The following is a 14,640-nucleotide window of genomic DNA, read 5'->3' on the forward strand; positions in this document are numbered from 1 at the left end:
GCCGGCGAACGCCTGCCCGTATCCGCTGCTCTCGGGGTTGGGCCGCCAGAACATCACACGGACGTCCAGACCTCGTTCGACCGCACGGTCCAGGACATCGAAAATCGAGCCGCGGCCATCCGGCATCTGGAAATCCGTGGCGATGAAAGTGACCGTGATCCAGACGCTGTGCTGCGCTTGCTCCACCGCTTCGCAAATCCGGTGAAAGGCGGGGCCGCTGTCAACCAAGGGCCTGAAAAGATTCCCTCCCCGCCTCGGATAGGAACCATGCGTTATGAACGGAATGTCTTGCGCGGTTTCAATGGTTACCGGCGCGTTGTGCTGACCCATCGGGCGCTCTCAGATTAACAATGGATACATCAAGCTGAACGACAAAGTAACCCAGCGAAGTCGCCGCCATGAACAGGGCAAGTTTCCACCAACCCATCCTGTCGATCGCGCGGGCATTCGGGACCGCAGCAGGAGTTTCAATCATTTTTATTTTTATACGCACGAGTAAATGGGGTGACGCAATCCCGCTGACCGGTCATTCGATGGAACGGATCATCAGTTGTCGCCGGGAAAGTCGGCCGACGCAAGAATGCGATGCTCCGAGGCACGTGGCCAATATATTATTAGTGGCTTATTAGGTCGAAGAATATATTAATATGTATGCGTCAGTGCCGGGTTGCATCGGTTTCGGCCACCAGGAACCAAGCGGCTGACCGCCCTGGTTTTGTGCGCCCCTCGATATCTGGATAGCCTCACCAGTAAGACGATTATCGCTGCTTCGACCCTCCCCACCCAGACCATGACCAACGAGGTTTCCGTTTTGCCATCACCTTCAGCGTCCAGCCGTCTCTCGCCCAACGAAGTTCCGGTGGGCGAACCGCTCGTGTGGTCTATCGTTGGTGTCGATGGCGCGCTCTTGTTCGAAGCCGGCACCACAGTAACGAACCTGGCCGCGCGAAGTTTCCTGTTCGAGAACTTCGAACCCTACAAGTTTGAAGAGGCAGGCGCACATAACGCGAATGATTCGACGCAGACCGCAAACGCAGGGTCGCCCGGCGATGAGTCCTCCGGGCATCTCACACTCGACAATATCGGCCTGAAGATCGGTGCACGCCTGGGCTTGCGTGCGGCCCCGGGGTCCGCCATGTATTCGAGCCGTGTCATTGGTTTCTCCACGCCGGGAGCGCGCCGCGCCCGCGCGGTATTTATCACGCAACCTGTCATCTCAGGCCACCAGCCGCTGGACCTCGCACGTGGCGAGCAGGTCGAGCTTGTCGCGCTGACAACGCGGTCCGTGTTCCAGTTCGCGTGTACCGTCGACGCCGTATGCCACGAACCGTTTTGCTACCTCGTGTTGTCGGAACCGGGAAATATTCGCCGCTTGCGTGCCCGCAAATTCGTGCGCATGACCACGCGAATGCCCGCGCATTTTTTCAACGCGAGCAGCGAGGAGCACACCCCTCAACTCGGGCTGATTCGCGACATCAGCCCTTTCGGCATGTCGTTAGCCGTCGCTGAGCCGACTGCAAGTCTCGACGACCGGCTCCGCTTGTCGTTTCGTTTCCACACGGACGACACCGACGTCAACATCGACTGCGACGCAATAGTGCGGCATGTCCATGAGGTCGACGCACAGGGTATCAACGGCGCGTATGGCCTGGAGTTCGAGAAAATTGAACCGTCCCAGCGCATTGCGTTGAAGTCGCTCATGGCTGAACAAGTTTGATTCGGCGCTGGGCAAGGACGTCCAAAAAACGGATGTCTGTCTAGCCACGCTGTTTTTCGTCGAGACACAATAGAAGCTTCCAGCGGCATCAAGGCATATTGCCCGATGAATGCTTCGCCTTCTGGAACCTTTTTCCGCGAGGCCGACAACATGACAGCATCCCCCGCGCTAGTCCTGTTCGACATGGAAGGCGTACTGTCCCACTACGACCGTTCAGCACGAGTCGATCACCTGTCAGCCGTGTCAGGTCAGCCGCCCGACGCCGTGCGTCACGCCATCTGGGGGTCCGGGCTCGAAGCGCGCGCCGATGCCGGACAGATCAGCGACGACGAGTATCTGAGCGCATTGGGCGACCTGCTAGGCTGCCCCATCAGCCGCGACGACTGGCTGGCTGCCCGGCATGCATCGATCACGCCTTATACGGAAGTGCTCGCACTCGCCGCAAAAGTGGCCGAACGCTGCCGGATTGCGGTGCTGACAAACAATTGCCGCCTGGTCACTGATTACATCGGCTATCTGAATCCTGCCGTCGCGCAACTCTTCGGTCCTCACGTATATGCATCCGCATCGTTCGGTGCAGCGAAGCCGGCAGCTCAAGCCTATCTTCGTTGCCTCGAGCAACTCGGCGTGGGCGCGGACCAAACTCTTTTCATCGATGACACGGACACCAACGTAGCCGGCGCGATCAATGCCGGTCTGCACGGATACAAGTTCGTCAGCGCCGAAGCGTTGGCAGAAGAACTGGAACGTTGGCAGTTGCTTTAGCGCGTGCGTTGCCAATCCTGATCGCCTTCAAAACGCAGACAACCACGCGTCACTATTTCCCAAATCAATCGTCCGCGCGCCGCCGATGGAAGCTGTAGATGCCGCACATCGAGCAGGAATAGCGGCGTGCTTTCCCGGTCTTCATCTGTAGGTTATTGCAATGCCGTTGCACATGCTCAAGACCATCGCAACACACCGTCGCGAACATATTGCGCGAATGCTCGCGCCGCCGGGCCGCCGTCCGGCAAATGCAGACTGATCGCAAAGTTCGGCAGCGCCGGCATGCCGGTATCTGTATCGAGGATATCCATGTCGGCGGGGACGGTAGACGCCAACCATGCCGTGATCGCGAGGTCGCTTCTCACCGTCGCCGTTGTCGCCTCGATGTTGCCGCTCTCGAAGACGCTTCGCCATTCGAGATTCTTCTCGCGAAGTGCTTGTAAAACAACCGGCCTGAACGCGCAGGATTCCGCCACGATCGAGACGGGCAACGGCCGCTTCAGATGCGCCATTCCCCCTCTTGCGCCCACCCACACAAGTCGTTCGACCCGCAGGCATTCGCCCGCCGCTTCGTCCGTGGCGGCTTCTATGACAGCCAGGTCGAGTGAACCGCTGGCAAGCGCCTTGGAGAGCTCAGGCGACGTCGCGCACATGAGCGATATCTCCACGTAGGGGCAGGCTTCCGCGAACGCCTTGAAGATGGGCGGGAAGCACGTTCCCACGAGGTCATACGGCACGCCGATCCGCAGCGGTCCCTGTAGCGGACGCGTTGCCATATCCGCCCAGATTTCGTCGTTCATTCCAAGCAGGCGTTTGGCCTTGCCCAGAAAACGTTCGCCGATCCGGGTCAGTTCAAGGCGGCGGCCCTCTCGCTCGAACAGACTGCAATCGAACGATTCTTCGAGCCGCTTGATCTGCTGGCTCACCGCCCCTTGCGTCAGATGAAGGCTATTCGCGGCCACGGTCATGCTGCCATGGTCCGCCACAGCGACGAAGGTCCGCACGAGATTGATGTCGAGATTCTGGGTCATGGACATATTATGGATCGTAATGCGTTGCATCAATAAGTATCGATTCTCTAATGCGAACTAGCGGCATACAGTGCGATTCACGCTTTGTCACGCCAGGGGACCCATCATGAGCAACGCCATGACAACACGGACAGTCGGTTTCATCGGACTCGGCGCGATGGGGGAAGCGATGGCGCTGAACCTCGCGAAAGCCGGCACGCCGCTCGTGGTCTGGAACCGCACGCCGGCGAAAACCGGGACCCTCGTCGCTGCCGGCGCAGAGCTCGCACAAGATGCGGCTGAGGTGTTCGCGCGTGCCCCGACCGTCATCCTGATGCTAGTCGATGGCGCCGCCATTAACGCGGTCCTCAAGCGTGGCTGCCCCGCCTTCGTGTCCCGCGTACAAGGCCGTACGATCGTCCACATGGGCACTACCTCCCCGGCCTACTCGCGTGGTCTGGAAGCCGATATCCACTCGGCTGGCGGGCATTACGTCGAGGCTCCCGTGTCGGGATCACGCAAGCCCGCCGAAGCGGGCCAGCTCGTCGCCATGGTGGCGGGCGATGCGGATGCTGTAGAAGCCGTCCGCCCGCTGCTCGCCCCGATGTGCCGCGAGACCATGGTGTGCGGACCCGTTCCGAACGCCCTTCTGATGAAACTATCGGTCAACCTGTTCCTGATTGCACTCGTCACGGGGTTGGCCGAAGCTGTGCATTTCGCCCAGCGCAATGGACTCGATCTCAGCCGGTTCCTGGCCGTGCTGAATGCCGGCCCCATGGCGAGCGATGTATCACGCGTGAAGGCGCCGAAACTCATCGACCGGGATTTCGCGGTGCAGGCCGCGATTTCCAACGTGCTGGAAAACAACCGCCTGATCGGCGAGGCGGCGCGTGAAAACGGTATCGCTTCCCCGCTGCTGGACGTCTGCCACGCGCTCTATGGCGAAGCGCTTGGACTGGGCCTCGGGGAAGCCGACATGGTCGCCGTGCTCAAGGCAATCGAAGCACGCAGCAGCCTGCAACAATGATTGGTTTCTTCCTGACTGGTCTTGTACCCGCTGCTCACATGGTTTGTTCTCGGGCACGTGATGGCGCTCGATGCGTTCTGGGTGCAAGCAGGCGTTCTGATTGCGCGCTTGCCCTCAGCCGGGAATATCTACGTGCTCGCGCAGCGGTATGACGCCGATCCGCAACGAGTGTCAGCGGCCATTCTTTTGTCCACGATCGCCAGCGTGATGACCTTTCCGTGCGCCGCATGGCTCGTCCTTCGGTAAGACTTCCATGACCCATCGATGAACGACTGTATATTCAAGCTACCGACGAACTCCCCAAACGAGAAAAACAACTATGAGTGATGTCCAGCCTACGCCGGTCACGATACATGCCGATGACGGCTACGCGCTGAAGGGCCAGATATGGCGCCATCACGATGCCCCCGATGCGGGCGGACCCAGGCCCGTGGTCATCATCAACCCGGCCACATCGGTCCGATGCAGCTACTACTCGCGCTTCGCCGCGTTCCTGCACACGCACGGATTCGATGTCATCACCTACGATTATCGAGGCATCGGCGGGTCTCGCCCGGCGTCGCTTCGCAGTTTGCAAGCAGGATGGCTGGACTGGGGACGTCTCGATTTCGAAGCCGTATTGCGCATGGCATCCAGCACGTTTGCTCGCCAGCCTGTGCAGGTCGTCGCCCATAGCATAGGCGGCGTCCTGGTGGGACTGGCTCCGTCGAATCATCTGATCGACCGCGTTTTCACCATGGGCGCGCAATTCGCCCATTGGCGCGACTACGCCAGTCACAAACGATTCGGCATGCTGATCAAATGGCATCTAATCATGCCGGCGCTCACGGCCGCACTCGGCTATTTTCCGGGTGGCACGCTAGGCTGGATGGAAGACACCCCGCGCGGCGTGGTGCGCGACTGGACCGCGCCGCAACCCAGGTTCGAGGATGCGTTCCGGCACAGTCCGCACGCCCTGACGGAAGCAGAGCGCGCGACGCTGGTCAAAGGTTTCGCCGCATTGCATGCGCCAATGCTCGCACTCAGCGTAACCGATGACGAATTTGGCACGGTATCGGCCATCGAACGTTTGCTTGCTTACTTCAGGAACAGCCCGATCACCCATCTGCGTATTCCTCCCGAAGCGATGGGGTATCGCGAGATCGGCCACTTTGCGTTTTTCCATAGCCGCTTCGAAACGTCGCTATGGCAGATCCCGCTCGAATGGCTGAAGGCTCGCTCAGTGCGTGCGGACCTTGCAGGGTTTGTCGTCAAGACTAACGCTCGATGAGAGCCTCAGGCCGATGTCCGCGGCTCCCACGCCAGTTCCATGAATACCTGGCATAGCGCTTCCATTCCTTTGGCATCGTCCGCGTCGAAGCGGCCGACCGAAGGGCTGTCGACATCCCAGACGCCGGCCAGAGTGCCGTCCTTGGCAACCAGAGGCACGACAATCTCCGATTGCGAAGCCGAGTCGCACGCAATGTGTCCGGGAAACGCGTGAACGTCTTGCACAACCTGTGTGAGCCGGGTCTGGGCCGCAGTGCCGCATACGCCTTTTCCCAGCGCGATGCGAACGCACGCCGGTTTTCCCTGGAAGGGACCCACAACGAGTTCGACGCCATCGAAGAAATAAAAACCGCTCCAGTTCAGGTCGGGCAGCGTGTGATACACCAGCGCCGAAAAGTTGGCGGCATTGGCGATGCAATCGGTTTCATCGCTGAGAAGCGAGCGCGCCTGAGCAATAAGTTCGTCGTATTGCGCTGCTTTTGAACCGGTGGATTGTTGAACGGTGAAGGACATGATGGCGATGGTGTGCGCCATGACCGGCTAGGTCATGGCTGTTGGAGAAGGAAGTCATTCGACCATAGCACAGCGCGCTAAATCGAGCACACATGCACCTTCTACGTCTATCTCGGCGCTTGCAGCATCACTGTCGTCATGGCCGGATCGGCGGTTATGGCCTCTTCGGTGAACGGAAAGCGCAGCCATTGCTTGCCGGCAAAGCGCCGGGTTGCATCGGAGAAATGGGGCGAGGCGGGGTCGTCGGATTCCGAATGCGCCAGCATCGTGTCCGCTTGCACGCCATTCGCGTCGAACGAAACCACTTGCAGGTAACTCGCACCGTGGCCGCTGCGATCGACGGCGTAGCCGTTTGCATCGACGGGATGGAGCGCACACATTACCGTGAAATAACCCGCTTCGTCGCAACCGCCAAAGAGCGGCACGCGCTCACCGTTCCGGTCGGCGTGCAGCAGTTCGCCACGCGTGGAGTCGAGCGCAAAACCGTAACGCTGCATAGCGAGCACCGCGCCGCCGAGCGCCTGCTGAAGAGCGGGTTTAAGCGCGGGATTGGAGGCGTCGAGACCGCGCGGCGTCGCAAGCGGCGCGGCTGGATCGAACGGCACACGGTAGAAATGCGCCAACCCTGCCCCGTTCAGGCGACGCCAGAATTCGTCCCATAGATTGGCCCCACGCGCCTGGGTGTTGGCGGTGCCGTCCCACTCACGCAGTACCTTGCACGCTTGCGCCAAATCCACCGTTTGCGGCTTGCCGCCGGGCGTTCCTTGCGTGACCGAAACCACCGAAGCCGATGCGTCCGGCACCTCGGTGCAGACCGCGTCAAGAATAGGCTTGCGGAACAATTGCTCCGACATCGACCGGCTATCGAGCACCTTCGCCTCCAGTGCAAGCCGTGTCACGCCACCCTTCTGCGCCTGTAACTCGGCCGCGAGCATGTGGCCAAAACGCGTGCGCAGCGACTGCTCCGTGCCGGTAATGCCGGCCACATGCGGGTAGCCGGTCATTGGCGCGTTGGCGTTGGTCAGCCAGTAACTGCCGTTGAAGTTACCCACGTAATCGCCGCGCGCCATGCCCGGCATCTCGGAGACCGGCAATGCTCCTGCTTGCACACTCGACACTTCCACGCGCCATTCACAGGCGCTTTTCGAACCATCGAGAAACGGCACGCCGGGCGCTTTCGCATCGAACGCCCGGCCAAGCGGCGGCGTGCAGGCCGCCGCCAGCGAATCGGGCACGTCCGGCACAGCGCCAAAGTCGGCGAACCATGCACGCGGGTCATCGCGGCCGATCGCCAGGGTGTTGACCCACGGCGTGGCTGCGAAGCGCTTCTGGATCGCGATGAAATCGTTGAGGGAGCGCGCCTGATCCCACGCCAGGAAGTTCTCGAAGGCGCGTGTGTTATCGGTATTCACGTCGCGCAGCGCGAACGCGTGTTGCGCATTCCATGCGAGTGCCGGTGACATCGACGACAAATCCACGAGCGGACCAAACCGCGAGCGATATAGCGTGCGCGTAATCGGTGTCAGGCTGCCGTCGGCGTTACGCGTTTCGACCGTGACGGGCACAGGTGTCATCGGCTCGCTGACGCCATCGTAGAAATAACGCGTGGGATCGGCGGGATCCAGCGACAACTGGAAAATGCCGAAGCGCCGAGCGCTCGACACGGTATGGGTCCACGCGATGTCGTCGTTAAAGCCGATCATCACGAGCGGCACGCCAAGAAACGACACGCCCGCTACATTCAACTGACCCGGGATGGTTAGCTGTGCTTCATAGAAGCGGTCAGGCCCGCGCCAGAACCAGTGCGGGTTGCCGAACAGGAGGCTTCGGCCTTCCTGCGTGACCGGCGCGCCGAACGCAAGCGCATTGCTGCCAATGCCGCGCTGCCCGCCTATGTCGAGTTGCGAAGGCGCGATATCGACGCCGCCAGTCTGCACGGACGGCCCCAACGGGGCGGGTTTTGCAGGCGGCTGCGCGCTCGCTATCTGTGGCAAAAACCGTACAGCACCACCGGCGAGATTGGCTGCCACGAGCCGGCGGATCATATCGTCGGAGTTGATCTTGCCGACCCACGGCTTGCCTCTGCACGCCGCGTTCGCCCCGCCCATGCGTCCCGCGTCCAACTCGTCGACGTAGCGGTTATAGCCCGCCACGAAACCGTCTATCAACTCGCGAATGGGCGCGGATTGAGCGGATCGATAACGTCCGACAGCGCTCGCGTCGTCGACGAAACGAAAGAAGAAATCGGCTTCAAGATTGCGCGGTTGTCCGAAGGAAGCGGCCGATGGCGGCCGCGCATCGGCACCGAAATTCGCCGAGCGCTCGCCGCGAAACGTGACGAAGCCGTCTGCGAGCGTGCACAGGTTGTCTTGCGCCTGCACGTAGCCATAGCCATAACCGAGGCTCGCCCAATCGTCGGCCTTGATATGCGGGATACCATCTTGCGTGCGGCGAATCTCGACGCTAAAAGGCGGCTCGGCGCTCGCCACGTTCCGGGGGACTTGCACACAACCGCTCAATGTGGCTGCGGCGAACACCACCGCCACCACGAGCCTGACAACTTGCTTCATGAGATCGAAACCTTGAATCAGTGGGCGAAACTGATGGGTGAACCGCCGTGAGGGTGCGGGACCGTGCCCATCGGAATACCATAAATCGCGCCGAGTGTGTCAGCGTGCATCAGCTCCGCGGGCGTGCCCGATGCCAGCAGGCGGCCGCCCTTGAGCGCCAGGAGATCGTCGCAGAAACGCGCAGCCATGTTGACGTCGTGCAGCACCACCACCACACCGAGCCCGCGCTCGGCACTCAAGGTCCGCACCAGTTGCAAAACCTCGATCTGATGCGCAATGTCCAGCGCCGAAATAGGTTCGTCAAGCAGCAGGCATTCGCTGTCCTGCGCGACCAGCATGGCGAGCCACACGCGCTGGCGTTCGCCGCCGGAAAGACTGTCCACCGTGCGGTCCGCAAAACGCTCGACGTCGGTCTGCCGCATGGCTTCTTCCACCTTCGCGCCGTCTTGTGTGCTGAAGCGCCCGAGCGCACCGTGCCACGGATAACGCCCCAGCGCGACGAGTTCGCGCACGGTCATGCCGTCGGCGGCGGGCGGTTGTTGCGGCAGATAGGCGACCTTGCGCGCAAACGCGCGGCCTTCCCAGTCGTCGAGCGGCTTGCCCGCGAAGCACAGCGTGCCGCTGCCGGGCGCTTGCTGGCGCGCGAGCAGCTTCAGCAGCGTGGACTTGCCAGAACCATTGTGCCCAATGAGCCCGCATACGCGACGCTTGGGCAATTCGAGCGACAGCGGATGCAGCAGCACCCGCTCGCCGATGCTGAACGAGACCTCTTCGAGCGAATACATGGACTCGGAATCGGACTCACGAGTGGCCACGCGCTCTGCGTTCCGATCGAGAAATGCGGGGTTGGCGTTCATATCCGTTATGCCGATGCAACCGGCGCAGGCGCCTGCCCTTGTGTCTGCGGATGAATGGCGTTCGGATGATCGACGCGCAAGTCTGCGCCACGGCCGAGTTCAACGACCTGACCGTAGTCGAGCTTGATATAGCGATCGGCGAGATGGTAATAACGATCGTCATGCGTGATGACCACGATGGTCTTGCCCTTCGCCTGAAGCTCCGGCAGCAACTGCTTGTAAAACACTTCCTTGAAGGTCGGGTCCTGGTCAGCGGCCCATTCGTCGAAGACGTAGAACGGCCGGTCTTCCAGATACGTGACCAGCAACGCAAGACGCTTGCGCTGACCTTGCGACAGGTCGGTCGTGGAAAACGCGCCGTCCTTGATCGTGACCTTGTGATCGAGTTGCAGGTGTTCAAGCAGCAACTTCGCCTGACGGTCGAGTCCTTCCACCTTCATGCCGAACAGCGTGTCGAACAGGTAGAAGTCATTGAAGACCACCGAGAAATGCTGGCGATAAATATCGCGGTGCGCTTCATCGACCGGTTTGCCGTTGAGCAGGATCTGGCCGCCTTCGGGCGCGTAAAGTCCCACGAGCATTTTTGCGAGCGTCGTCTTGCCGCTGCCGTTACCGCCGATCAGATAAATCAGTTCGCCCGGCTTGAACGTCAGGTCGATGGGGCCCAGCGTGAAGACTTCGTTCTCCTTTTCGCGGAAGTATCGATGCGTCACCTTGTCGAACACGATGCTGTCGAAGGACTTGGCCGGTGTTTCGCGCAAGGTATCTTCGAGCGGCAGTTCGGCATTGACCTGTTCAATACGCTCCATCGCAACCTTCGCCGAACTGATGTTCGGGATAGCGGACAGCAGGCCTTCAATTGGCATGATCATGTACAGAAAGATCATCGCGTAGCCGGACATCACGTGCGTGCTCACCGGAAACGTACGCGCCAGCACGAACAGCGTAATGCCGATGAACGCAAACAAAATGAAGCTGCCCCAGCTCGCGGCCGCAGCGTACAGGATGTAACCACGCGTGCGCTGAACGCGTACCGCTTCCACGTTGGTTTCCAGCGTGTCCGTCACGAACGCATTCTTGCGCTCACGATGCAGCTTGAGCTCCTTGGCGCCGTCGAAGAGCGCGCGGAAATGCTTGACGAGATCGTCCTCCTTGCGCCGCGACCCGCGCAGATGAAACAGCGCTTTCGTGTTGGCAATATGAAACCCGAGCGAGCCGATGAAAATGGTCACGACAGCGAAGAGCAGGATCTGCCATGACAGATAACCGAGATACGCGAGGCAACCTGCGATCACCGCGCCGTGCATCGCGAGCGCGGGCAGGCTGACGAACAGGATGACGATCGTATCCAGGTCTTGCGTGAGCACGGTGAGCGCTTTGGACGCGCCCTGCTTTTCCAGATGCTGATACGACGCTTCGGCAATGCGCCGGATGGTGCGCATGCGCAGCGTCGCCTTGGCGCGCTGGCCGAGCTGCATGAACAAGGTTTGTGAAAGGGTTCGCGTGCCGAGCACGACCACGCCCACGATCAGGAATTGCCAGCCGAGTTCGACGAGCTTCGTATTCGACGCCCCAAGCGCCTGGTTAATCAGCGCGATGAGCGCCGCGTTGCCGAACCCGCTGACGAGGCTCGCCACCACCGCGACAGCCAGCACCCAGCGTGAGTTGCGGACAAGATACAGGAACAGCGACATGAAACTCCTTGTGGGGCAACGACCGTAAACCGGGCTCAATCCCGCCAGTGAAAGGACGTAAAAAGGACGACCCAGCCGCGTCACAGAATAATTAATTTGACAAGTGAAGTCAATTAAATGCGAATCATTTGCATTATGCTACTTCACCGATAAAGCGGCCGTTTGGGTGCCTCGAGAGGGTGATCGAAACAGGCATCACGAACCGGACGCATCCCGTGGGCTGCGCTTGAACATCGTGACAATCAGGTACACGCCGCCCAGCAGCGTCGCCATCACGCCCGCCGGCATTTCCTGCGGGAACAGGACCCAGCGGCCGAGCCAGTCGGACGCGACCATCAGCGCCGCGCCCAGAGCCGCCGAAATGAACAGGAGCGGCACAGCCCGCCGGATACCGAGCATGCGTGTCATGTGCGGCGCCATGAGACCGATAAATGACAGCGGGCCGATCACGAGTGTCGCCGCCGCCGTCAGCAGCGCGCTCAGCAGCAGCAGCGCAAAACGCGCGACGGTAATGTTCACTCCCAGGCCGCGAGAGACGGCCGCGCCCAACGGCAGGATCTCAAGCCAGCGCCGGCAAAACGGCACCGCGCACAGTGCCGCCAGCGCGACCACGGCCACGACACCCGCTGCGCCCGCGCTGACGTTATAAGTCGATCCTGCGAGCAGGTTGTAGAGGACGATCACGCGGGGATCGTCGCTGGCAACGGCAATAGTCGACACTGCCTGGAACACGGCGCTGATTGTCACGCCGGCGAGTATCAGCGTGTCGGGGGCATAGGACGATTTGCGTGCAAAGAGCAGCAGCGCGCCCAGCGTAATCACCGACCCCGATGCACACCAGACAAGAAACGTCGGCAGCCCCGGACTGGCAGTCAGGAAAAGTGCGCCGGTAAGCCCCATCGCGCCGCCGGCCGTGATGCCGAGCAGGTCGGGGCTCGCCATCGGATTGCCGGTCATGCGCTGGACGATGCCGCCCGCGAGCGCGAGCAACACGCCTACGCCCATCGCCGCGATTACATGCGGCAAACGCAGGAACAGCAACGCAGCGATCTCGTCCGGGCGGCTGACGTGCCAGCCTGCAAGACCTCTCCCCACGCCAAGCGACAAGCCGATGACCACCAGCAAAAACAGTATGCAGACGCCCGTCGTCAAAGCCAGTGCACGCGATGAAAGCGGAGCTGACTGGATCGCGGGCGCGTGGGTCAGGTCGGGCCGTCCACGCAGGCGCCGCAACATGACCAGCAGCAGCGGTGCGCCCAGCAACGTGGTGATCGCGCCCGTCGGAATCGTGGTTCCGTAACGTCCCGCGAATTCTTGCGCGATCTGGTCGGCCAGCCACAGCAACGCCGCGCCGAACAACGGCGACCACAACATCCGGTCACGTAAGCGGCGCGCGCCGGCGAGACGCGCAAGCGTAGGTGCGGCAAGTCCAATGAAGCCGATCACGCCCACGGCGCTCACCACGAACGCGGTCACGAGCAGGGTCAGGAAGAGCGCGGCGCCGCGCGTCATTCGCAACGAGACGCCCAGGCTGCTGGCGACGGTGTCTCCAAGATCGAATACGGCCATGGGCCGCATGCACAGCAGCAACAATGCCACGCACGGCACGAGCCGCACGAGCAGTGCCAGCGCCACGCTCCAGTCGTGCTGGCCGAGCGAACCGCCGCCCCAGATCATCAGCGCGCTCAACAGGTCGTAGTGGGAGATCGCGAGCGCGAAACTCAGCGCGCCGCAGCACAGGTTGACGATCATGCCGCCGAGGATCAGCGCGAGCGGCGAGATGCCGCGTCGCGCGGCCAGCGCAAAAACAATCGCCAATGCCGCTGCGCCACCGGCCAGCGCGACACCATCGCGACCGGATACGAGCAAGCCGGGTGCGTAGACCGTTGCAATCGAGAGCCCCAGGTAGGAGCCGGAGAAGATGCCGAGCGTCATCGGCTCGGCGAGCGGATTGCGCAGCACTTGCTGGGTCGCCGCACCGGCAAGCCCGAGCGCCGCGCCGCACAGCCACGCGACCGCGATGCGCGGCAGGTCGCCGTAGTGGACAAGCAGCTGGCGCAGATCCGTCGGCGATGGCGCCACAAGCGCTTGCCACCACAACGACGCCGGCAACCGCTCCTCCAGCCTGTGCAGCGACAACACCGTGGCCAGCACGATCACAAGACAAACCGGCAGGAGTGGCCAGCGTCGTGAGGAAATCACGGGCACGGTCGCGACGCTTTTCATGCATGCTCCTTCGCGGTATTGGTCTGCTCACTGGCCTGCTTACTGACCTGCCCGAAGGCATCGACGAGCACGCGGGCGAAGAGCATCGCGGAGAGGACGCAGCCGCCGTCGGGAGGAACGCGCGGCAGGCCGATCATGCGGCCCTCGTTCGTGAATGGCATGGCCTGCCACACGGGACTGGTTTTCATCATGTTCGCAACGGATGACGCAAGCGGCTTCATGTAGAGCAGGGTCGCATCAGGCACCCCCCCCAGCACGTCGAAACCAGTTGTGGAGAAGGCGCCCGAGTGGACCGCGTTTTGCAGTCCTAGCGTTGTCATCAGTTCGCCATAGAAGCTGTTGGGGCCGAACACGCGCACGTGCGCTTCATCGATAAAATTCACCATGTAAAGCGGCCTGCCTTTTGCACCACCCGCACCACCCGCACCACCCGCACCACTTACACCCGGCAGCGCGGCAAGCGCCGTGCGCGCGTGGCCGAGTACCGTGTCCGCTTGCGCGAGAACGGCTTCGGCGCGCGCTTCGCAGCCCAGCAAACGCGCGAGCTGCAGCGTCTCGGCACACGCTGCGGAATAAGGCGTTTTACTCGACCGGTAACGCCCGAGCGTGACGGTCGGCGCGACCCGTTCGAGCGCTGCCCGCAACGTCGCATGGGCCGGCGAGATGATGATCAGGTCAGGCTTCAGCGCGAACAGCAATTCCATGTTCGGCTGGAACATCAGGCCGAGATTCACCACCGACGCGGGCACATCGCAGGCCGTGAAATTCCTGAGGAAGTCCCGCGTATTCGCTATCCCGACCGGCACCACGCCAATCGACAACACCATCTCCGTCAGTCCCCAGTCGAGCACGACAATACGGCGCGGTGGAGCTGCGGGAACGTCGCCGGCCAGTGCAACATCGGAGAGTGCGGTTGCGGCAAGTGCGCCGGCGCCCAGCAGCGCGGAAAGCATGGCGCGTCGGTTCATCGCATGAGTTCGGAAAGGATGGAT

13 protein-coding genes are annotated in these 14,640 nt (G+C 61.7%); 5 read left to right on the forward strand and 8 right to left on the reverse strand.

Going from position 1 to position 14,640, the window contains the following annotated elements:
• Positions 1 to 298: 298 nt before the first annotated feature.
• The gene (locus ACSQ36_RS33795; RefSeq protein WP_436185418.1) at positions 299 to 475 is read right to left on the reverse strand and encodes a hypothetical protein; all 177 of its coding nucleotides are present in this window, start codon (positions 473 to 475) and stop codon (positions 299 to 301) included.
• 336 nt (positions 476 to 811) lie between these two features.
• On the opposite strand from ACSQ36_RS33795, the gene ACSQ36_RS33800 reads away from it, so the two are divergent.
• Entirely contained in the window at positions 812 to 1,717 is a 906-nt protein-coding gene (locus ACSQ36_RS33800) for a flagellar brake protein (RefSeq protein ID WP_436185419.1), read from the forward strand.
• A gap of 150 nt (positions 1,718 to 1,867) precedes the next feature.
• Positions 1,868 to 2,482 carry an HAD family hydrolase gene (locus ACSQ36_RS33805; RefSeq protein ID WP_213764837.1) on the forward strand — a complete coding sequence of 205 codons (615 nt, stop codon included), beginning with the start codon at positions 1,868 to 1,870 and terminating at the stop codon, positions 2,480 to 2,482.
• A 176-nt stretch (positions 2,483 to 2,658) separates the two neighbouring features.
• Here ACSQ36_RS33805 and ACSQ36_RS33810 read toward each other — a convergent pair whose 3' ends face one another.
• Entirely contained in the window at positions 2,659 to 3,513 is an 855-nt protein-coding gene (locus ACSQ36_RS33810; protein WP_436186442.1) for a LysR family transcriptional regulator, read from the reverse strand.
• Between the two features lie 106 nt (positions 3,514 to 3,619).
• Between ACSQ36_RS33810 and ACSQ36_RS33815 the strand changes: the two genes are divergently transcribed.
• The 3 genes from ACSQ36_RS33815 to ACSQ36_RS33825 all read left to right on the forward strand — a co-directional run bounded on the left by ACSQ36_RS33815 (position 3,620) and on the right by ACSQ36_RS33825 (position 5,789).
• Entirely contained in the window at positions 3,620 to 4,519 is a 900-nt protein-coding gene (locus tag ACSQ36_RS33815; protein ID WP_436185420.1) for an NAD(P)-dependent oxidoreductase, read from the forward strand.
• A gap of 21 nt (positions 4,520 to 4,540) precedes the next feature.
• Positions 4,541 to 4,765, forward strand: a complete 225-nt coding sequence (locus tag ACSQ36_RS33820; protein WP_436185421.1) for a hypothetical protein — start codon at positions 4,541 to 4,543, stop codon at positions 4,763 to 4,765.
• 73 nt (positions 4,766 to 4,838) lie between these two features.
• Positions 4,839 to 5,789 (forward strand): alpha/beta hydrolase family protein, encoded by a 951-nt coding sequence (locus ACSQ36_RS33825; protein ID WP_436185422.1) that lies wholly within the window; start codon positions 4,839 to 4,841, stop codon positions 5,787 to 5,789.
• A 5-nt stretch (positions 5,790 to 5,794) separates the two neighbouring features.
• On the opposite strand, the gene ACSQ36_RS33830 is transcribed toward ACSQ36_RS33825, so the two are convergent.
• The 6 genes from ACSQ36_RS33830 to ACSQ36_RS33855 all read right to left on the reverse strand — a co-directional run bounded on the left by ACSQ36_RS33830 (position 5,795) and on the right by ACSQ36_RS33855 (position 14,616).
• Positions 5,795 to 6,322 (reverse strand): GAF domain-containing protein, encoded by a 528-nt coding sequence (locus ACSQ36_RS33830; protein WP_436185423.1) that lies wholly within the window; start codon positions 6,320 to 6,322, stop codon positions 5,795 to 5,797.
• An 86-nt stretch (positions 6,323 to 6,408) separates the two neighbouring features.
• Positions 6,409 to 8,871: a penicillin acylase family protein gene (locus tag ACSQ36_RS33835; RefSeq protein ID WP_436185424.1), complete on the reverse strand. Its 2,463-nt coding sequence runs from the start codon at positions 8,869 to 8,871 to the stop codon at positions 6,409 to 6,411.
• Positions 8,872 to 8,888: 17 nt separating this feature from the next.
• Complete coding sequence (locus tag ACSQ36_RS33840) at positions 8,889 to 9,728, reverse strand: ATP-binding cassette domain-containing protein (protein ID WP_436185425.1); 840 nt, start codon at positions 9,726 to 9,728, stop codon at positions 8,889 to 8,891.
• 5 nt (positions 9,729 to 9,733) lie between these two features.
• The gene (locus ACSQ36_RS33845) at positions 9,734 to 11,422 is read right to left on the reverse strand and encodes a cyclic peptide export ABC transporter (RefSeq protein WP_436185426.1); all 1,689 of its coding nucleotides are present in this window, start codon (positions 11,420 to 11,422) and stop codon (positions 9,734 to 9,736) included.
• Between the two features lie 195 nt (positions 11,423 to 11,617).
• Entirely contained in the window at positions 11,618 to 13,648 is a 2,031-nt protein-coding gene (gene fhuB / locus ACSQ36_RS33850) for a Fe(3+)-hydroxamate ABC transporter permease FhuB (RefSeq protein WP_436185427.1), read from the reverse strand.
• Positions 13,645 to 14,616, reverse strand: coding sequence for an iron-siderophore ABC transporter substrate-binding protein (locus tag ACSQ36_RS33855; protein ID WP_436185428.1), 972 nt, complete (start codon positions 14,614 to 14,616; stop codon positions 13,645 to 13,647). The genes fhuB and ACSQ36_RS33855 overlap by 4 nt, the downstream gene beginning before the upstream one ends.
• Between the last annotated feature and the right edge of the window lie 24 nt (positions 14,617 to 14,640).

It is taken from the genome of Caballeronia sp. LjRoot34 (genome assembly GCF_964253815.1).
In the GTDB taxonomy this organism is placed as follows: domain Bacteria; phylum Pseudomonadota; class Gammaproteobacteria; order Burkholderiales; family Burkholderiaceae; genus Caballeronia.

Excerpts from the sequence above, each read along its gene's own strand:
- ACSQ36_RS33795 (WP_436185418.1), bottom strand. The coding sequence starts at position 475 with ATGATTGAAACTCCTGCTGCGGTCCCGAATGCCCGCGCGATCGACAGG.
- ACSQ36_RS33805 (WP_213764837.1), top strand. The coding sequence starts at position 1,868 with ATGACAGCATCCCCCGCGCTAGTCCTGTTCGACATGGAAGGCGTACTG.
- ACSQ36_RS33810 (WP_436186442.1), bottom strand. The coding sequence starts at position 3,513 with ATGACCCAGAATCTCGACATCAATCTCGTGCGGACCTTCGTCGCTGTG.
- ACSQ36_RS33815 (WP_436185420.1), top strand. The coding sequence starts at position 3,620 with ATGAGCAACGCCATGACAACACGGACAGTCGGTTTCATCGGACTCGGC.
- ACSQ36_RS33825 (WP_436185422.1), top strand. The coding sequence starts at position 4,839 with ATGAGTGATGTCCAGCCTACGCCGGTCACGATACATGCCGATGACGGC.
- ACSQ36_RS33830 (WP_436185423.1), bottom strand. The coding sequence starts at position 6,322 with ATGGCGCACACCATCGCCATCATGTCCTTCACCGTTCAACAATCCACC.
- ACSQ36_RS33835 (WP_436185424.1), bottom strand. The coding sequence starts at position 8,871 with ATGAAGCAAGTTGTCAGGCTCGTGGTGGCGGTGGTGTTCGCCGCAGCC.
- ACSQ36_RS33840 (WP_436185425.1), bottom strand. The coding sequence starts at position 9,728 with ATGAACGCCAACCCCGCATTTCTCGATCGGAACGCAGAGCGCGTGGCC.
- ACSQ36_RS33845 (WP_436185426.1), bottom strand. The coding sequence starts at position 11,422 with ATGTCGCTGTTCCTGTATCTTGTCCGCAACTCACGCTGGGTGCTGGCT.
- fhuB (WP_436185427.1), bottom strand. The coding sequence starts at position 13,648 with ATGAAAAGCGTCGCGACCGTGCCCGTGATTTCCTCACGACGCTGGCCA.
- ACSQ36_RS33855 (WP_436185428.1), bottom strand. The coding sequence starts at position 14,616 with ATGAACCGACGCGCCATGCTTTCCGCGCTGCTGGGCGCCGGCGCACTT.